This is a genomic window from Stenotrophomonas sp. AS012628 (assembly GCF_010608305.1).
In the GTDB taxonomy this organism is placed as follows: Bacteria; Pseudomonadota; Gammaproteobacteria; order Xanthomonadales; family Xanthomonadaceae; genus Stenotrophomonas; species Stenotrophomonas geniculata.
On record NZ_VMBJ01000018.1, the window covers coordinates 12,152 to 31,799 of the forward strand.

Genomic DNA, 19,648 nt, shown 5'->3' on the forward strand with positions numbered 1-19,648 from the left:
CGCAGGCGCCGTTGGACAGGATGCGAGGTGTTGGACCTCAGCGACCGTCGCTGGCAGCCGCCGGTGCCGGCGAGGGCACGCTGTCCGGCTTGGGCAGGCTCAGCTCCGGGTTGCCCTGTTCGGCCTGCAGGATCTGGATGCGGCGCTGCAGGGAATCCAACTGGCTGTTGGTGCTCTGCACGTCGCTGCTCAGGCTGACCGCCTGCTGCTGGGCCTGCTGAAGGGCGGCGCTGACCTGGGCCGACTGTGCCTGCTGCTGTTCCATTTCCTGCTGCAGGGTGCGCAGGCGTTCCTCGTTGTAGGCCACCAGGCGCTCGGTATAGCGCTTGCCGGCCTCCAGGCGGGTGGTGTCGATGTAGACCTGGGCCAGCTGCTCGGACTGCTGCGCGAAGGTGCGGTAGACACGCTCGGCGTTGTCGACGGCATCGGTCTTGATCACCCGCCAGAAATTCTTCTCCTGGAACAGGGCGACGTAGTAGGTCAGGGTGTTGGCATTGAACAGCAGGCTGGCGCCGTAATTGCCGTTGTAGGTGGTGCGCAGCTCGGTCAGCTGGCGGGCATCCATCAGCTGCTTGAGCTCGTCAACGGTGTTGCGCACCACCGGTGCGGTACGTGCGGCCGGCTCTGCGGCTGCTTCGCGGTCGCCACGGGCAGCCATCGCCGCCGGTGCCACCAGCATCATGGCCACGGCCAGCAGTGCCGCGCCGCGCGCGTGCCGGGCGAAGACCGCGCCCCCTGAAGTTTCTCGCATGTCTAGACCATCCACGGATGAGTGTGGGTTGAGATGAAGGTGGTTCCCCGCCGGGAGTCTAGCATGTGCGCGGGCGCCGCCAAGGGCGCCCGTCACGGGTCAGTAGACCAGTTGTGCGGGCGTGCACTGGATGGACTGGACATGCACATCCGTACGGCCCAGTTCCAGGCCCAGTACCTGGGCAAGCAGTGAGCGCAGCAGCGAGCCGACACTGTTGAGCAGCGGCTTCAGGACGTCCAGGGCGGGCTTCAGCAGGAAGCACAGCAGGCCCGAACAACTGACCGGGCCATTGCCGGGGGCGGTGACGCCGTCGCCGGCGAACTGGTCCAGGAAGCCGGCATCGGCGGTCTGCAGGTAGGAAGTCAGGTTGTACTTCATGCAATTGTTGTAGGTGGTGTCATCCAGGGCGCCGATCAGGCTGTTGCACTGCTTGACCAGCAGCCCACCCACAAGCGCTCCCAGGACGCCATCGAGGAGCCCCGAGCCAACCCCGGTCACTGCGTTGCGGAATCCTTGCCAGACCTTGCCGTCGACCATGCAGGTCACCAGCACACAGCTGGTCGGTACCCCTTTGGTGATGTCCCAGTTTCCCAGTGGTTTCAATCCCTGCGTACTGTCTCCGAATTCCAGCAGCTTGATGGTTGCGTCGACATCGTATCGCTTGCGACCAACGTTGGCTGCTTTCAGGTAGCGATCGGCCAACTGCGCTGCGGTCGAGCCCTGGCTCATGCCATCGTCGCGAGGATCGAGCACCCCGGACAGTACGCGCAGCAGTTCGCTGACCAGTTCAGACACGGCGGTGCCCACCTCCAGGGAGTTGACCTGGGTTGAACCGGTCGCGCCGGCGGGGAGGGTGAGGCTTTGCGTGTCGGTCAGCGTATTGACCTTGATGCTGTCATTGATCAACGGGGCGCCGAGCAGTGTCAGCATCTGTTCCTTCTGCAGGGTGTCGCCACAGACATTCTGCTTGGAAAACCGCTCGCTGTCGGCCACCTTGCCGACGCAGGCGCGCAGCACGGAGGACTCGACCTTGATCGTCGCCGTGGGAGGCGTGCTGCCACATTGCAGGCTGGTCAGGGTCGCCATTGCATTGGTCACGTCTGCATGGACCGGCAGCTTCAGGCGGATGCCCAGCAGGGAAAGTACGCCGCCTGCAACGGGGATGTTGTTGGTGTCGATGTCGAGGAAGACGCGGATCTGCGCGTTGTAGGCGCGCGAGCCAATGCCTCCGATGGCGATCGACGGCGGCTCCACCACGGCGGCTTTCGCATTGACCAGGCCCAACAGGTTGAGGTCATTGACCGAGACCGCACGGCCGCCATTGGCTATGCTGATGCTGGTCCCTATAAGGTCCAGCACATTGACATCGGCCTGCAGCGCGCTGGAAATCGTTCCATCCGGCGCGACCACGCGTGCGAACAAGCCGCCGCCGCTGTCATCGGAGCCGAGTTTCACCTCCAGCTGCTTGAGGTCGATGCCCTGCACGACCAGGGCATTCTCCAGCGCATTCAGGTCCACGTGGGCAACGCCCTGCTGGGTGAGCAGGTCAACGGTCGCCTGAAGGATCTTGCCCAGCTTGACCTTGCGGCCCGCCAGCAGATTGTTGAACTCGGCCACGCCCATGTTGACGTCGATCGGAATGCCCAGTGCCTGCAGCAGTCCGTTCGGGGTGATATGCGCCTGTGCAAGGCCGTCGTAGCCGAGCAGGGTGGTCTTGTCGAGGTCGGCACCCACCAGTTTCAGGACATTTCCCAGTGGCGTGTTGCCGTTGATGCGGAGCAGTTGCGAGCCGACACTGAAAACCGCCGTGGGCTCTGCACGGCGCGCCACGGCCTGGGCGGTCACGGTCGGCAGGCTGCTGTTCTGCCCGAAGAAGGGAAGCACCGCGCGGCGGGTGATGACACGAACGGCGTTGCGTTGATTCGCAGCATCGACGGCCGGGCTGAAGTGCCCCTCGGTGGCCCGGGTCACGTTCCAGTTTCCGCAACGGATTTCCAGGCTCCCAGCGAACCTGTTCTGGGTGAGTGCGCTCTGCCGCGCAGCACTGTTGTCGCTGTTGTCCGAGGTGCACAGCTCCAGCCGTTGCGCTCCCGCCAGTGCGGCCAGATCAGCGACTTTCTGCGCATCGCGCTTGGCCCAGAACAGGTAACCGATCTCGATCAGGCCCAGCATCGCCAGCAACGCCAGCATGACCAGCATCATGGTGATCGACATGCCGCCCCGTGGGCGGCTGAAACTGAACTGGCGTGGGCGTTTCATGGCCTACCTCAGCGTCCGGATGAGGATGATCCCTTGGACTTGGCGACATCGGTTTCAAAGAAGTCCGGGATCTCGTGTTCGAAGCTCTTCATGTAGCGGGCGTAGCTCAGCGTCGCCTGGTCGCCGAGGATCGGCAGGTGCTGCCCGGCCTGTTGCCCCGATGCCTGCAGGCGGAACAGGTTGCGCGTGGTATCGCCGATCTGGCTGCGGTCGGGTCGCGCGGCTGCAGCATTGCCATCGGTGATGGCCACTGCTGCGGGCGCCGCCTGCGGCACCGGTGCTGGCGGGGCCATCAGGTCCACGGTGGCCAGTGACTCGGACTGCAGCGGCTGCGGCGTCGGCACAGCCGGCGTGCTGCCGCCAAGCATCTGACCGGTCAGCGGCTGTTGCTGCGCCTGCACGGCAGTGGCCGGTAACAGGCAGATCAGAACGGGCAGCAGGCGTCGGGTCAGGGGCGTCGCGGTCATGGTGTGTTCCCGTTCGGGTGGTCGGAGGTACTGAAGCGTTCCAGCATCGAGGGCGGCAGGCGCTGCGGATCGCGTTCGTCGCGGCTGTCGCGGCGTGGTTCCGCCGCCAGTCGCGTGGCGGCGGGCGGGTTGCCGACGGCATCTCTGGCGAGAGCACGCGCAGTGGCCGGCACGGCTGCGGCAGCGGCCGATGCGGCCTGGCGTTGCTGCAGGCGGGCACGGATCTGCGCCGCCTGCTGCTGGATGCTGAGCCGGGTCTCGTCGTTGAGGTTGGCCTGCTGGGCGAGGCGTTCGGCGGTGGTGGTGTCGCCACGCAGCACCGCCCACAGCGCGAGGTTGGCAGTGGCCTTGGCATTGCCCGGCGACAGCTCCAGCGCCTTGGCCAGGGGTTCGCGCGCGCGCTCGAACTGCCCGGCGCGCAGCCGCGCATAGCCGAGGTCGCCGAGATAGCTTGTATTCAATGGCTGCAGTTCGGTCGCCCGCGCCAGTGCCTGCTCACTGCCGGCGTCGTCGTCGCGGCGCGCGGCAATCAGGCCCAGGCCATGTGCGGCCGCGGCGGCCTGGGGACCACTGGAAAGATCGCGGTACAGGGCGATCGCAGCATCGGCCTGGCCGGTCTCGCGCAGCGCGTCGGCCTGCAGCAGACGCAATGCCGGCGGATCGCCGTAGCGCTGACGGAAGGCGTCGACGTGGGCGAGCGAGGCATACCATGCGCCTTGCTGCTGCATGCGTTCGATCAGCTCCAGGTAGGCATTGCGGCTGTCCTGCGGCGCCGGTTCGGGCGCGGCCAGGCTGGGCGCGCGCAGGTACTTCGGTGTGGTCGATGCACAGCCGCTGGCGCCGGCAACGGCGGCCAGGGCAACAATCAGGCAGGAAGTGCGCAGGGCAGGCATCAGGGGGACCCCATCTTGGACATGGTAGTGGCCAGCGCGACCAGCGCCGGGCCGGCAAGGACCAGCATCAGCGCTGGCAGCAGGGTCAGCATCATCACCACGGTCATCTTCACCGAGAGCTTGCCGACCTTTTCCTTCAGCGTGTTGCGACGCTGTTCGCGCAGGCGGATGCTGAACTGCCGCAGCGGCTCCTGCACCGCGCCGCCATGGGCGTGCACCTGCAGGATCAGCTGCATCAGGCTGGTCAGGTCATCGTCTGCATAGACCTCGCTCAGCCGGCGCAGCGACTGCGCGCGCGTGCGGCCATGGGTATAGGCGACGTTGGCCTCCTGCAGCTCGCCGCCGAGGACCGGCAATGCATCGCGCAGCTTGTCGCCGAGCGTCTGCAGGCTCTGGTCCATGCTGAAGCCCACGCCCTGCAGCAGGCGCAGCAGGTCGATCAGCAGCGGCAGCTCGTTGTCGACCGCGCGCCGGCGCCGCTTCACCCAGGAGGAGAGAATGAACTTGGGCAGCAGCAGGCCAGCGGCCAAGGCGCCGATGATCACCATGATCCTGGCCAGCCCGGTGACGCTGCTGAATGTCAGCACCAGTGCCAGCACCAGCACGGCCAGCAGCAGGCGCAGGCCGAGGTAGATGGCCGTACCGCGGCGGGTGTTCCACCCGGCCAGATCCAACAGCAGCCGGTCTTCATTGGCCAGCAATGCCGCTTCCAGGCGGCCGCCGCTGAGGGCACGGCCGAAGCGTTCGAGCCAGCCCAGCGAATCGTGCCGTGCAGGTTCGGGGTCACGGGACGCCTCGCGCGGCTGCAGGGCGGTCTTCAACGTGGCCGTTGTACGCTGCTCACGATGGCTGCGTACCCAGCCGCCGATACCCAGCAGGGCGATACCTGCAGCCAGTACGAGCAGGGAGAGGGCGAACCAGGCGCTGGCGCTCATCGGTCGTCTCCGGCGGGGCGGGGGTGGTTCATAGCGATTTGGCCAGGCGATACAGCAGGAAGCCACCGACAAGCTCCATGCCCAGTGCAAGCAGCAGGATCTTGTGGCCAAGCGGATCGTGCAGCACCGGCTGGAAGAAGTCCGGGCTGGCGATCGCCATCAGCACCGCGCAGGCCGGTGGCAGCAGGCCCAGCACCCAGGCTGACATGCGCGTCTCCGAGGTCGTTGCCGCAAGCTCCTGCTGGGCCTGTTCCAGATCGCGCATGAAATCGCCCATGCGCTGCAGGATCTGGTCGGAGCGCCCGCCGATGCGCACGCTGACACCGATCACCACCGACAACACCTTCAACACATCCATGCGATAGGGATGCGAGGCCTGTGCGAGTGCACGGTCCAGCTCCATGCCACTGCGCGCAAAGCGCACCGTAGTGTCCAGCAGCCCGCGCAACGGCGCGCTGGTCTGCATCGAAGCAACCTGGAACGCGGCCTGCAGGCTGTTGCCCAGTGCCGTCAGCCGCACCAGGTTGTCGAGGAAGTCCGGCAGCTGATGCAGCAGTTGCGCACGCAGCTTCGTGGTCCGCCGCATCACCCACAGCCAGCAGCCAAGCAGGTACAGCAGCAGGGTCAGCGGAAACATCCATGCGGTGCCCAGCCGCAGCATCGCCACCACCGACAGTACCAGCCCCGGTACCAGCAGCATGATGGGAATTTTCCAGCCGGTCTGCAGCCCTGCGCGCTGCAGCAGGCCATCCAGCGGCAGCACGCGGCGCCCGGTGCTGGCGGGCCGCGCCGGATCGTTGGCAGCGGTGACGGACGGCCCGGCGGGTGCTCCGCCCGTGGCGCTTCCGCGCGAAAGCTGCTGCTCGGCGTGCCGCATTGAAACCTGGCGTTGTTCACGGCTGCTGGCCGTGCCCCACAGCCAGGCTGCCAGCGCCAGCAGCACCGCGATGATGCTCAACATGCCCAGCAGCGCGCCGGTTCCCATGCTCAGAAGTCTCCGTAGAGCGATTCGCGCAGTTGTTGGCGGAACGGCTCCAGCTTGTGTGAGTGCGGATGGAAGCCCAGCCCGACCCAGCGATCGATCTCTTTGCCGTTGCCGTCGATCTGCAGCTCGTGGCGGAACATTTCCTGGGTGGTGATCAGGTTGTCGCTCACACCGGTGATCTCGGTGATCGATACCAGCACGCGGCGCCCGCTGCCCAAGCGCGAGATCTGCACGATGAAGTCGATGGCACTGGCGATCTGCCGGCGCAGGCTGTCCTCGCTGCCCTGGAAGCCGGCAAAGCCGGCCAGCATCTCGATCCGGTACAGGCAGTCGCGCGGTGAGTTGGCGTGGATGGTGGCCATCGAGCCGTCGTGGCCGGTGTTCATTGCCTGCAGCATTTCCAGGACCTCGGCGCCGCGCACCTCGCCCACCACGATGCGGTCGGGGCGCATGCGCAGGCTGTTGCGGACCAGATCGCGGATGCTGACGGCACCGTGGCCTTCGGCGCCACCGATACGGCTTTCCAGGCGGACCACATGCGGGTGGTTGAGCGAGAGCTCGGCGGTGTCCTCGACGGTGATCACGCGCTCGTTCGCGGGGACGTAGCTGGCCAGGGCGTTCAGCAGCGAGGTCTTGCCGGAGCTGGTGCCGCCGGATACCAGGATGTTGCAGCGGCCCAGCACCATCGCCTTCAGCAAGGCCTGCATCGGCGCATCGAAGGTGCCCTTGGCCAGCAGTTCATCGGGGGTGAACGGGTCCTTGCGGAACTTGCGGATGGACACCATCGGTCCATCCACCGCCAGTGGCGAGATGATCGCGTTGAGACGGCCGCCGTTGGGCAGGCGCGCATCGACCATCGGATTGGAGTCATCCAGCCGGCGCCCAAGCGGGGCGAGGATGCGGCGCAGGATGCGCAGCAGATGCGTATCGTCGGTGAAGCGCTGGGTGGCCCGCTTGAGCTGGCCGCCCTGGGACACGTGCACATCCTTGAAACCGTTGATCAGGATGTCTTCGATGGACGCGTCGTGCAGCAGGTCGTCCAGCGGGCCAAAGCCGGTCAGCTCCTTGACCAGGCCGTTGGCCACCACCTGCATTTCCTCTTCGTTGATCGGGATGCGCCACTCCTGGATGAAGCCCACCGTCTGCACCTGCACCCAACGGGCGATGGTGTCGGGGGCCCAGGAATCGATGTCGATGCGCTCGTCCTCGATGCTGTTGAGCAGGTGCTCATGCGCGGCCGAGAGCACCTTCTGGTACTGCTCGGTCTGCGCGAACGGCTGGTGGCCCGGCGAGCTTTCGGGCAGCACCGGCCGGGCAACGGCATGCGGGAACGGGGTTACCTTGTCTTCCATTGCGATCCACCCAGGGCAAGGGAGAGTCTTTCCCGCAGGCCCTGCGCCTGGACCGGGCAAGCAGCCGGATCCAGGCGCGAAACCAGCGGAGCGAGGGCACGCAGGTAGGGGTCGCGCGGTGCATCCTGCAGCAGCAGGTGGCCCTGGCTGGCAGCCAGGCGCACGCGCGGTCGTTCGGGAAGCGTCGCCAGCAGGGGCACCTCGAAGCGGCGCGCGATCTGCTCCGGGCTCATGCCGCTGCTGTCATCGTGGCGGTTGATCACCAGCTGCAGGCGCTTCTCGCGTTCGCGCTGCCCGGCAAGATGCTTCAGTGCCTGGTCGAGCGACACCAGTGTGGCGATGGAGGCATCGGTGACCAGCCAGATCTCGTCGGCCTGGTCCAGCAGCAGCGGCGGCAGCTGACGCAGCGGGCAGCCACCGGCATCACACAGCACGCTGGCGAACACGGTGCGCAGGCGCTGCAGCAACGCACCCGGATCGGACGGCGGTACCGCATCGCTGCCGCTGGCGCGGTCCAGCAGCACCAGCCCGGAATCGTGACGGGCCATGGCCGTGCGGGCGAGGGTGGCATCGATGCGGCTGGCGTTGCGCAGCGCGTCTTCGTAATGGAAGCGGCTGTCCAGGTTGAGGTACAGCGCGAGGTCACCCGAAGGCTGGGCCAGCTCCATCAGCAGGCCGTCCTGATGCAGTGCCTCGCCCTGTGCCAGCGCACGGGTCTGCTGTGCCAGCACCGAGAGATGTGCGGCCAGCGTACTGGTGCCGACCCCGGCGCGCACGCCCAGCAGCACGATCAGGCGCGCCTTGTGCGCGTGCTGCGCGGCGGCAGCCGGTCGTGGCGACAGGGCGCGACGCAGCGCGGCCTCGATACCGACGTTGTCGCTGTCCAGATCCAGCACATCACGCAGGCCCGCCCGCAATGCGATGACGACGCCTTCCACCTGGCCGGCGCTGGTGGCACCGACGGCAACCAATGCCAGATCCGGCTCTGTCTGTTGCAGTTGCTGCGCCAGCACGCTGGAGGCGGCCGCATGTTCGGGGCGGAAATCGAGCAGCACAAGGCTCTGCGGCCCACGTTGCAGATCCTGGGCGGAGGTCGGCGTACTGCTGTCCTGCCAGTGCAGGGTAGTGGTCGGCGGCAGTTTGGCCGCCAGCCGGGGCAGCAGTTCGCGATCCATTCCATACAGGACCAGGTTCATCGGCGGTCCTTGCGGATGCAGCGGCTGGGCAGTGGCGTAGGGCATGGGCGTGGTATCGCAGGCATCATGGAATCAGCGTGAGAAGCCGGGCACCGGATCCTGGCTGATCGGACCCAGCAGCCAGGCGCCCCATTCGGGCATGTGCGGCTTGGCTTCGCGGTCGCCGGGCAGTGGCAGGTCGGTGTTGCGTGCCAGCGGCTTCACCAGGCGTGGCGTGACGATGATCACCAGTTCCTTGTCCTGGCGCTTGTAGTCGAAGTTGCGGAAGAACGAGCCGATGATCGGCAGGTCACCCAGCAGCGGAATCTTGCCGACGCTGGAAACCACGTTGGAACTGACCAGGCCACCGATCACGAAGCTCTCGCCATCGCCCAGTTCGACCGTGGTGTCGGCACGCCGGGTGGTGATCGAGGGAATCTGCACGCCGTTGAGCGCGATGGCGTTGCTGTAGTCCAGGTCGCTGGCTTCCGGTGCGACTTTCAGGGCGATGCGGTTCGGGGCCAGTACCGTCGGTGTCACGGTCAGGCCGATGCCGAAGGGCTTGTAGGTGATCGTCGTGGTGCCCAGCCCTTGCGGTTCCAGTATCGGCAGCTCGCCGCCGGCCAGGAAACTGGCGCTCTGCCCGGACAGCGCGACCAGTGTCGGCTCGGCCAGCACGCGCGCCATGCCATTGCTCTGCAGCAGGTCGACATCGGCATTCCAGAGGCCCTTGGTCGAGCCGAACACCAGGCGGAAGGCCGAAGAAATGGGCGATTCGGCTTCGTTGCCGGAGTTGCCTTCCTTCATGCCGGGCAGGATGCCGGTGTTGCCCGGCAACTGGCCGCCCGGGCGGGCGAAGCCGTAGGCGAAGTTGCCATTGCGGTTCTGGAAACTGATGCCGATCTGCTTCAGTGCGGTCTTGTTGAACTCGACCACCTTGACCTCGACCTGGACCACGCCGCCGCTGCTGACCGTCGACGCATCGGCAAGCAGCCCCTCCTTGCCCAGCGCCATGGCGGCGGTCTTCTGTTCCTGCATGTGCGAGAGCACGCTGTCGGTGCTTCCCTGCAGCAGGCCCTGATTGTCCTGCTGGGTGAATACCAGCCCGTTCGCGCCGGCGTCGGCCGCACCCTGCACCGCGCTTTGTACCCGCACCTGCAGGCGCTGTGGCTCGGCCTGCTTGCGGTGCCAGAGCAGGAGCGTGGTGGTGCCAGGCGCCTTGCCGACCAGCAATGCCTGGCGCTGGCCGCGCAGCATCACGATATCGGCCACGCCCGGATCGGCAATGGCGACCCGCTCCAGGTCGCCCGGCAGGCTCCAGGGGCGCTGCTCACGTGCCTGCAGTACCAGGTCGTCGGCAGCCACGCTCGTCACCGGTGCCAGCAGCACCAGCAGCAGGGCCAGCCAGCGCTGGCGGGTGGAGGGGCGTGGACTGCGGCGACGTTCGGTCATGGATGCGCTCGATGCAGGTCAAAGGGAACCACGGGGGGCGGAGCTGTCGCCTCGGATGATTTCGATACCCGATGCGCGCGGAGAACTACGCCGCGGTGCGGGTGCGCGTGCTGGGGCATCCTGGGTACTGCGCGCCGGTGTGTTGCTGCGGCCGGCCAATGCATCGCCGTCGATGCCGGCGAAGGCGTGATTCTCTGGCCGTTGCAGCGCAAGCTGCTGCTCCGCATCAAGCCCCCGCAGCGGATCGATCACCCCGCGTGCCTGCGGGAACAGCGCCAGATCGGGCTGGCCGGAATCGGCAGGGTTGCGCAGGGCGAGGAACAGCTTGCCCTGCTGTGCACCCAGCAGCAGCCGGTTGGCATCGGCCACCGGTACCGCCAGTACCGCGCTGCGTGCGGGCTGGGCAGTCTCGCTGCCCGTACTCTGGGTGCTGCTGCTTCCTGTGATGTCGGCGGCGCGTGGATCGTTGCGGGCATCGGCATCAGTGCTGGCAACAGCGTCATGGTTGGCCGGGGCGATGTCCTGCTGGCCATAGCTGAGCACGCGCAGGCGCGACAACAGCAGGCGCGTCTGTGCTGCATCGGCCGGGCCGCTGGCGCTGGATTGGGCCGTGCGCAGGTTGAGGAACACGTCGACGAAATCACCTGGCAGGATGCGGTTGCCGGCACCCACCAGCTCGTCGACCGGGACCGCGAGTGCGCGTTCCCCGGGGCGCAGCTGCAGCGAGAATCCCTGCGCGAGTGCATTGCTGCTGATCGCTGTGCCTTCGGCAATGTCCTGCACTGGTACCTTTCCGACCACGGCGGAAATGCTGGTGGCGGCACCGGCAACCGGGGCGCTGCGCTGTGCGAGACGCAATCCGTTGGCAGAGATCGGTTCGCCGGCCGGCAGTCGTGCCACCGCTTCCACCACGGTGATCGCCTGGGCATCGCTCCGCGCGACCGGGGCAACCGTGGCCGGCGCGGCCGGCTTGCGCCCGATCATCAAGGCGATCACCGCCAGCAGCACGGCCAGCCCGATCAGGGCGACGGCAGCAATGCGGGTCAACTTGAGCATGGAACCGTCTCCTGTACCGAACGTCAGTTGCCGCTGCCGAGGTCGAGCTGAGCGACCGCGACGCTGCGGATGGGAGCCCGCATCACCCACTTGTAGAGCGTGGCGGTGCCGGGCAGGAAGGGGTGGCTTGCGTAGTCGTAGCTGACTGTCACGGTCATGCACTGGGCGCTGGCCAATCCGGCGCAGGGAGCCTGCGCCGAGACCAGAATGGCGTTGCTTCCGCCATTGCTGCAGTCGACCGGCTGACCCGAGAAGTTCAGCAGCCACTGCATCGAACTGCGCGCCGCAACGCAGGCGGCCGTACGGCGTTCGTTGGCGCTGCCATAGCGCAGCGATGCGCGCGCACCCTCGGCCGAGGCGGTTGCCAACGTCTGCTGGGCCGCCATGATCATCACGCCGGAGAACGTGAACAACAGCAGCGGCAGCAGGCCCAGCATCAACATCAGCGCGAACTCGATGCTGGCCGCGCCACGTTGCCGGCGTCGGTGGTGGATGTTCATGCCACACCTCCGTACGTGCTGATGAGGATCCAGGCGATGGCGGATACCGCCAGGTAGGCGGCGTAGGGAATGCCTTGGCGTCCCTGGCGGGCGCTCTGCATTCCGCGTAGCGCCGGGTGCGAATGCCATTGCGAACTTGCCCGATGCATATGGGCTTGAAGGCCGATGGGCAGTACTGGACCCAACCGGCGTGATACCAGCACCAGTGCGGCATGTGCGCCCGCTGCCAGGCTGGCCGCGATCCAGACCGGCAGCAGTGCCTGCCAGCCCAGCATCAATCCCAGTACCGAAAAGAATTTGACATCGCCGGCGCCCATCCAGCGCACTGCATGGAAAGGCAGCAATGCGACCAGGCCGAGCGCCGCGCCGGCAATGTGGGAAGCCCACGGCAGGCGCGGCGCGTTGAACTGTCCGGCGATGAGCACGACAACGGTGATCGCGCATGCGGACAGCAGCCAGGCGTTGGGCACCCGACGGGCGTACAGATCACTGATCGCGATCCGCAGGCACACACCGATGGCCAGCAATCCCAGCAGTGTCATCGCACCCTCCTTTGTCCGTCAGTGGACGGTCAGCCGCTGCTGTCCCTGATCAGCCTGGGAGCGGCTCAGGCCGGTGTGTTGCCTGACGCCTTGTCGGCAAGCTTGGTGAGATTCTCAAAGAGCGTTTCGAAGAAATCCTTGATCTGCGTGCTGCCCAGTGCGATCAGGACACCCGCAATCACAGCCGCCAGCAGGCCGTACTCGAGTGCGGTAACGCCATCTTCTTCCTTCAGGAACTTGCGGATCGATGCGTTCATGACGTTTGTCTCCCTCTACCTGTCTGCTACAGGACACCTGTTGGGCGGTGGCCCGGCTCCGCCGGGATCGTCCGTGGACCTCCGCACGTCCTGGCGGAGGAGGCACGGCGGGACGGACCCGCCATGCTCAAGCAGGGTGATCGATTCCAGGCGGGACGCCGTTCGCGCAACCGCGACCGCACGGCGCGGAGCCGTTGGTCGAAGTGTCGAGCGATACGTGCATGGTCATGCTGTCCCCCTGGGTGTGGTCATTATCAAAGACCGGATCACCGTGTTATCGACTTTGCCTGAATGGCGGCCGGCTGCAACCGGAACCTATATGCAAATTCGGCAGAATCCCTTCGGTCCTTAATTTTTCACGCGGGTTCTGTGACGGAAATCCGTTCGTTCGCAAAACGATTCATCGACGTGCAGATAATGTGAGGCGGGTTTTTCAGTTGCATGCGAAAACTGTGCCAAACACCACGACCTTGTTTTCACGTCTGTATCCATCTTATTCAATGCGGTGCAGATGTTTACCCCGTTGAATTATCGGGCATACTCGTATTCAAGTACTCGCGTTTCTTTTGGGGCGCGCACTTTGCTGGCGCGCATCCCGGCGATGGAAGAGATTCCATGAGAGGTGCGCGCCCTGTCAGGCAGTGGGGGCCGTATCGCACGACGGATAATCGGGGGACGACACTGTCATGGTCGATGGTGGGGTAGGAGACAGCGACGACAGCGGCCTGCGGTCGATCGACCTGGCGACGCTGAGCGGCGTGCTTCGTGTATGTGATGTCGAACTGCTACTGCTCGATGGCAATGGGCCGCGGGCGGCCTTCGCTTCACGCGTGCACGAGGAGGCGTTGTTCTGCAGCATCAGCTGTGGATTCCATTGCCGTGGACGATTCATGCTGCCGCCGGACTGGGCGATGCTGGGGTATCTGCACGCGACCGATGAAACCCTGAGCTGGTGCCACGGTGTACCGCTCGTACCTGGAATGGCGTTGACCGTGATGCCGGAGGGTATCAGCGAGTTCACCCTGAGCCCGGGCACGCACATGACCCTGATGCTGGTGCCGGTGGCACGGGTGCAGCGCAAGCTGACCGAACTGAGCCTGCGCAGTACACCGCCGGCCGGACAGGCACTTTCGCTGTTCAATCTCGCCAGCGAGGCCGCCCCGCTGGCACAGCACTACCAGCAGCTGCACCTGCAGCTGGGCCAGGGCACGGGCCTGCAGCCGGAAGAAACCGAGCGGCTGCTGCACGAACACGTGCAGGCACTGCTGGGCGCGGGTTCCGCCGATCGCCCGGGTTGCAGCCGTGCGCGGCGCACACATTATCTGATCGCACAGCGGGCGGAAAACTTCATGCGCCTCAACCTGCGCCGCAATATCTACATGAATGAGATCTGCGATGCTGCCGGTGTCAGCGAGCGTGGGCTGCGCTACGCGTTCGAGGACCTGTTCGGCACGTCGCCCAATCGTTACCTGTCGATGCTGCGCCTGTGCGCGGCCTGCCGCAGCCTGTCGATGGCTGATTCCAGCCGCCGTTCGGTCAAGGCCATCGCCCTCAGCTGTGGCCTGTGGGACCTGTCGCGCTTCGCCGACAACTACCGCAAGGTCTTCGGTGAACTGCCGCGTGACACGCTGATGCGCGCTCCCGCGCAGATCGGCCAGCCAGCTTGATTCAAGCCCCGTAAGGGTTTCCCGGCAGTTCCTGCCGGAATTGCATATCCGCTTGCCGATATGGTTGCCGCTTCTGCATAACCGGCTGCCGATTCCGACCGTGGATTTGCCGGAATGCGCGATTTCCGTGCCGGAATGAAGTGCGCAGCCGCCGTTGCAAACGCTGAAATGTCAGTCACCTGCCTAACGGCAAGTCCACTGACATTCCAGTTGTTCGCCTACGGGGGAAATGCTCATGAACCGCATCTACCGGCGTGTATGGAACCGCCAGCTCAATGCTCTGGTTGTGGCCTCGGAACTGGCCACCGGCGACAGCGGCGGCAGCGCCGCCCGCGATCCGCGCAGTGCACTGCTGATGCCGACCGCACTGGCCCTGGCCCTGCTGTGTGCGCTGGCCAGCGGGCATGCAGGCGCATCCGAATCCAATCAGTCTCTACGTGACCTGCAGGCACTGGCCGCGAAGTACGCGCAGCCGATGCCGGTCAAGGTCGACGCGGAAGTGGCGCTGGCCGCCGCATCGCGCCAGGCGCAGAGCAGTCCGGCGATCAGCGCTGACGCACGTGTCGGCCTGCAGCTGAGTACGAACTCGCTGCCGATCGTACGCGACGTGCTGCCGGCCACCGTGCAGGTGAAGGTGGCGGCGAACGCCGCGCCGAAGCAGGTCGCGGTTCCTGCGCTGGCTGCCGATGTTCGCGCCAATGTCGGGCTGGGTCATGCAGCGTCCAATGCGGCGAAGATTGATGCATCGCTGGCGGCCAACGTTGCGCCGTCCGCGCATGCGCCGCTCGGTGTGGCTGCGGATGCCCAGGCGAAGGCCGGCGTTGGCATCGCCGGTACCCAGGTGGCCTCGATCGATACCGGTGCCAAGGCGGCCGCCGCTGTTGCTGGCGCACCGGCTGGCTCGCTGTCCGGCCTCAAGGCGTCCGTTGACGGCAAGGTGGATTCGCAGCTGAAGCTGGCGGGCCACCAGATCGACGGCCAGGGGCAGGTCAAGGCGACGGCGGCGGTCACGCTGCCGGCCAAGGAGGAGCTGCCGGGCGAGACTCATGATCGTGCGATCACCGCGGCCTTCGATACCGGTGTTGCCGGCAAAGTGCGCGTGCAGGCGCCGGATGGCCAGGAGGTCGTGGCCGACCGCAATCTGAAGCTGGCCGGCCAAGCCACCGTGGCAGCGCAGAACAGCGCGCTGGGCGTCGGTGGCCTGGTGGGCGGCGTTGTCGGCGCAGCAAGTGGCGCCGTGGGCGGCGTGCTTGATGGCACCGTAGGCAACACGGTTGATGCGGTCGGCGGCGCCTTGCACGGCACGGTTGGAACGGTAGGCGGCGCAGTGGGCAGCACGCTCAATGGTGCCGTTGGCACGGTCGGTGCAGTTGGCGGCACCGTGGGTGGTGCACTCAACGGGACGGTCGGTTCGGTCGGCAGCACCGTCGGTGGTGCGCTCAACGGTGCGGTTGGCACGGTCGGTGCAGTTGGCGGCGCCGTGGGTGGTGCACTCAACGGGACGGTCGCTTCGGTCGGCAGCACCGTCGGCGGCGCGCTCAACGGTGCGGTTGGCACGGTTGGCGCAGTCGGCGGCACCGTGGGTAGTGCACTCAACGGCACGGTCGGTTCGGTTGGCGGTGCCGTGGGCGGCACGCTCAACAATACGGTGGGTGCAGTAGGCAGCACCGTCAGCGGTGTACTCAACGGCGCAACAGGTGGCAGCACCGGCGGCCTGGGTGGCCTGCTGGGCGATACACTCGGCAATGTCGGCGGCGCCGTCGGTAACCTGCTCGATGGCAACCTCAACGGCACCATCGGCAATCTCGGCAGTGCCGTAGGCGGCCTGGTCGGTGGCACGCTCGGCGGCCTCGGCCTGACCAAGCCCTCGGCGATCCCGCCGACCAGCCCGAAGGCGCCGGCTCCGGCCGACCCGAACGCTGGCCTGATCATCGGCACCGGCGGCCTGGTCGGTAATGTCGGGCAGCTGATCGGCCCGACCACCACCAGCCTGTTCGGCGGCAACGGCTACCTGAGCAACGGCAACCTCAAGCTCAGCAACGCCAACGTGATGCAGACCTACTCGACGGTCAATGTGCTGGGACTGCCGGTGGTCAACCTGTCGCCGGTCGGCAGCACCCTCAATGGCCTCGGCGGCGCCGTCACCGGCGGCAGCTCGCACCTGACCCTGATCGGTGGCGTCACCTCCGACAGCTACATCTACAACATCAACAACGGCAATCCGGGTGGCCTGCTGGGCCTGTTGCTGCCGAAGGATTCGCCGGCCTGGGCCGCCAAGTGCCTGGACATCGCCCTGGCCGACATCTCCTGCTGGGCCGTCAACGCCGCGCAGGACTACCAGGTGCTGATGGGCGACGGCGCCTTCGCCAACGGCTCGAAGGAAGTGGTGATCGGTGCCAATGCGCGGCACGAACTGCCGAAGGTCGATGCCAACGTGGCCTTCCCGGGTGCAGGCACCAATGACCCGAGCAACCCGACCGGCGTGCCGACCGCGGACTACGCCGCGCGCATGGGCCACTCGGTGATCGTCGGTGACAGCGCGGTGGGTACTGCCAACGGGCAGACCCTGCTCGGTGCCGAGGCCACCTCGAACCAGGCCAATTCGGTCGCACTGGGCTACCGCTCGGCCGCGCTGCGCGGTGCCCAGGCCAGCTACAGCGCCTATGGCCTCACTGCGCCGCAGGTCTCTGCCGGCGAAGTGTCGGTGGGTACCGCCGGTGGCGGTGAGCGCCAGATCACCAACGTCGCGGCGGGTAGTGTCAATACCGATGCGGTCAACGTGGCCCAGCTGAAGGGGGCCATCAGCCTGATCGATGATGTGGCGGCCGCTGCGGTGACCTATGACCTGGACGGTGCCGGCAACCCGAACTATCGCCGTGTCACGCTCGGCGCGGGCACCGGCACCACCACCATCGGTAACCTGGCTGGCGGTGCGGTCACGGCCGGCAGCCTGGAAGCAGTCAATGGTGGCCAGCTGGCGGCGACCAATGCTGCCATCGCCAGCTTCTTCGGCGGCCGCGCAGCCTTCGATCCTGCCAGTGGCGCGTTCACTGCGCCCCTGTTCGAGATCAGCACCATCTCCACCGGCGGCGCCATCGCCAAGGGCCTGTATGAGAACGCTACCGATGCCTTCGCCGCGGTCGATGGCTCGCTGGTCAACCTCAACACGCAGATCACCGACATCCGTAACGGTGGCACCAAGTACCTGCGGGTGAACTCGACCGGTACCGAGGCCCTGGCCAGCGGTGCCGACTCGATCGCAGTCGGCACCAACGCCCGCGCAACCGCCGCCAACAGCATCGCGGTCGGTGCCGGCAGCCTGGCCGATCGTGCCAACAGCGTGTCCATCGGTGCCGCCGGTGCCGAGCGTCAGGTCACCAACATGGCGGCCGGTACCGCAGCGACCGATGCAGTCAACCTGGGCCAGCTGCAGGCCTCGGAGCAGGGCGCCCTGCGCTATGACCTCAACGGCGACGGCAGCGTCAACTATGCCAGCGCCACGCTGGGCCAGGCTGGCACCGCCACCACGCTGCGCAACCTCGGCCCGGGCCAGGTCAGTGCCACCAGCAGCGAGGCCATCAACGGTGCCCAGCTGTTCGCCGCCAACCAGGCCGTGGCCACCCACCTCGGAGGTGGTGCAGCGGTCAATGCCAGCGGTGTGCTGACCGCACCGACCTACGCGATCAACAACGTCGCCGCCAACGGCACCGTCACCAAGGGCAGCTACAACGACGTCGGTACCGCCTTCGATGCCGTCAGCAACTCGCTGGCCAACGTCGCCGACCAGACCGGCGAGATCGACAAGCTGGCCGTGAAGTACGACGTCGACGGCAGCGGCAACGTGCTCAACAGCGTGACGCTGACGGGCACCGGCACCGGCGCGGTGAAGATCACCAACGTCGCCGCCGGCAGCATCCTGGCCGGCAGCAGCGATGCCATCACCGGCGACCAGCTGTTCAACACCAACAGCACCATCGCCAACTACTTCGGTGGCACCACCGCGTACAACGGCACCACCAATGTGTGGACCGCGCCGAAGTTCAGCATCTCCAGCATCGCCACCGACGGCACGTTTACCAGCGGCGACTACAACAACGTCACCGCCGCCTTCACTGCGGTGGACGGCTCGCTGAAGGTCCTCAACCAGCGCATCACCAACGGCGGCGGTGGCAGCGCCTACCTGGCGGTGAACTCGACCGCAGCGGCTGCATCGGCTGCCGGCGCGGAAGCGGTGGCTGTCGGCCCGCAGGCCAGTGCGGCCGGTGCCAACAGCGTGGCGGTCGGCAACGGTGCCAGCGCCAGTGCAGGCAACAGCGTCGCCCTGGGTGCCGGTTCGGTGGCCAGCGTTGGTGCGCAGAGCGGCTACACCGGTGCCTACGGCCAGACCGGCGCCAGCAACTCGGCCGGTGAGGTCTCGGTCGGCAGCACCGGCAGCGAGCGCAAGATCACCCACGTTGCCGATGGCTCCGACACCTACGACGCAACCAATGTCGGCCAGCTGAAGAATGGTGTGAACTACGCCATCGATGAGTCGAAGAAGTACACCGACCAGAAGATCCAGAACATCACCAACGTGGCCGGCAGCTTCCGCGCCAACAACACCAACAACCTGGCCGATCCGTCCGCCAGCGGTGCCAACTCGGCCGCCGGTGGTGCAGGCTCCACCGCCGCCGGTGCCAACTCGACCGCGCTGGGCAATGGTTCGCAGGCGCAGGCCGACAACTCGGTGGCGCTGGGGGCGGGTTCGGTGGCGAACCGGGCCAACACGGTCTCGGTCGGTGCCAGCGGCGCCGAACGCCAGGTCGTCAACGTGGCTGACGGTTCGCAGGCCACCGATGCGGTCAACGTGCGCCAGCTGCAGGCCTCGCAGCAGGGCACGATCCGCTACGACACCACGGTGAACGGTGCGACCAACTACAACAGTGTCACGCTGGGCAGCACCAACAGCGGCCCGACCACGGTGCGCAACGTCGCCGCCGGCACCGCCGGTACCGACGCAGTCAACGTGGACCAGCTGAAGTCGGGCATGGCGCAGACCCTGGACTGGTCGAAGGCCTACACCGACGAGCGCATGGGGGGCTTCGAGCGCGACCTGCGCAAGACCGACAACCGCGCCTCGGCCGGTATCGCTTCGGCGATGGCCACCGCAGCCCTGCCGCAGCCCAGCGAAGCGGGCCGCAGCATGGCCTCGGTCGCTGCCGGCAGCTACAACGGCGAGTCGGGCGTGGCGGTCGGTATCTCCGGTGTCTCCGAGGGAGGGCGCTGGATCTACAAGTTCAGCGGCTCCACCAACAGCCGTGGCGAGGCCGGTGTGGCCGTGGGTGCCGGCATCCAGTGGTGATCCCCGCCGCCGGGCC

At 66.7% G+C, this 19,648-nt stretch carries 15 protein-coding genes; 2 read left to right on the forward strand and 13 right to left on the reverse strand.

What is annotated here, in order from left to right:
• Nucleotides 1–37 precede the first annotated feature (37 nt).
• From G5A07_RS10135 to G5A07_RS10195, 13 genes are all read right to left on the reverse strand, one after another.
• Complete coding sequence (locus G5A07_RS10135) at nt 38–751, reverse strand: DUF2968 domain-containing protein (protein ID WP_043402505.1); 714 nt, start codon at nt 749–751, stop codon at nt 38–40.
• Nucleotides 752–850: 99 nt separating this feature from the next.
• A complete protein-coding gene (locus G5A07_RS10140) occupies nt 851–3,010 on the reverse strand; it encodes a TadG family pilus assembly protein (protein WP_191863271.1) in 2,160 nt (719 codons plus the stop codon).
• Nucleotides 3,011–3,018: 8 nt separating this feature from the next.
• The gene (locus G5A07_RS10145; RefSeq protein WP_191849546.1) at nt 3,019–3,477 is read right to left on the reverse strand and encodes a DUF3613 domain-containing protein; all 459 of its coding nucleotides are present in this window, start codon (nt 3,475–3,477) and stop codon (nt 3,019–3,021) included.
• Nucleotides 3,474–4,370: a hypothetical protein gene (locus G5A07_RS10150; protein ID WP_010485125.1), complete on the reverse strand. Its 897-nt coding sequence runs from the start codon at nt 4,368–4,370 to the stop codon at nt 3,474–3,476. The genes G5A07_RS10145 and G5A07_RS10150 overlap by 4 nt, the downstream gene beginning before the upstream one ends.
• Nucleotides 4,370–5,305, reverse strand: a complete 936-nt coding sequence (locus G5A07_RS10155; protein WP_010485128.1) for a type II secretion system F family protein — start codon at nt 5,303–5,305, stop codon at nt 4,370–4,372. The genes G5A07_RS10150 and G5A07_RS10155 overlap by 1 nt, the downstream gene beginning before the upstream one ends.
• Nucleotides 5,306–5,333: 28 nt before the next feature.
• Nucleotides 5,334–6,290 carry a type II secretion system F family protein gene (locus G5A07_RS10160; protein ID WP_049410331.1) on the reverse strand — a complete coding sequence of 319 codons (957 nt, stop codon included), beginning with the start codon at nt 6,288–6,290 and terminating at the stop codon, nt 5,334–5,336.
• A gap of 2 nt (nt 6,291–6,292) precedes the next feature.
• Nucleotides 6,293–7,642: a CpaF family protein gene (locus tag G5A07_RS10165; RefSeq protein WP_010485132.1), complete on the reverse strand. Its 1,350-nt coding sequence runs from the start codon at nt 7,640–7,642 to the stop codon at nt 6,293–6,295.
• Nucleotides 7,627–8,883, reverse strand: coding sequence for a fimbrial protein (locus tag G5A07_RS10170; protein WP_049455076.1), 1,257 nt, complete (start codon nt 8,881–8,883; stop codon nt 7,627–7,629). The genes G5A07_RS10165 and G5A07_RS10170 overlap by 16 nt, the downstream gene beginning before the upstream one ends.
• Before the next feature lie 27 nt (nt 8,884–8,910).
• Nucleotides 8,911–10,269 (reverse strand): type II and III secretion system protein family protein, encoded by a 1,359-nt coding sequence (locus G5A07_RS10175; RefSeq protein WP_191863272.1) that lies wholly within the window; start codon nt 10,267–10,269, stop codon nt 8,911–8,913.
• 18 nt (nt 10,270–10,287) lie between these two features.
• Nucleotides 10,288–11,325, reverse strand: a complete 1,038-nt coding sequence (gene cpaB / locus G5A07_RS10180) for a Flp pilus assembly protein CpaB (protein ID WP_171954439.1) — start codon at nt 11,323–11,325, stop codon at nt 10,288–10,290.
• Between the two features lie 23 nt (nt 11,326–11,348).
• Nucleotides 11,349–11,825, reverse strand: coding sequence for a TadE/TadG family type IV pilus assembly protein (locus tag G5A07_RS10185; RefSeq protein WP_049437704.1), 477 nt, complete (start codon nt 11,823–11,825; stop codon nt 11,349–11,351).
• Nucleotides 11,822–12,367, reverse strand: a complete 546-nt coding sequence (locus tag G5A07_RS10190; RefSeq protein WP_191863273.1) for an A24 family peptidase — start codon at nt 12,365–12,367, stop codon at nt 11,822–11,824. The genes G5A07_RS10185 and G5A07_RS10190 overlap by 4 nt, the downstream gene beginning before the upstream one ends.
• 65 nt (nt 12,368–12,432) lie before the next feature.
• Entirely contained in the window at nt 12,433–12,624 is a 192-nt protein-coding gene (locus tag G5A07_RS10195) for a Flp family type IVb pilin (protein ID WP_019337868.1), read from the reverse strand.
• Nucleotides 12,625–13,310: 686 nt separating this feature from the next.
• Between G5A07_RS10195 and G5A07_RS10200 the strand changes: the two genes are divergently transcribed.
• Nucleotides 13,311–14,291, forward strand: a complete 981-nt coding sequence (locus G5A07_RS10200; RefSeq protein ID WP_010485148.1) for a helix-turn-helix domain-containing protein — start codon at nt 13,311–13,313, stop codon at nt 14,289–14,291.
• Nucleotides 14,292–14,526: 235 nt separating this feature from the next.
• The gene (locus G5A07_RS10205; protein WP_191863274.1) at nt 14,527–19,632 is read left to right on the forward strand and encodes a YadA-like family protein; all 5,106 of its coding nucleotides are present in this window, start codon (nt 14,527–14,529) and stop codon (nt 19,630–19,632) included.
• Nucleotides 19,633–19,648 lie beyond the last annotated feature (16 nt).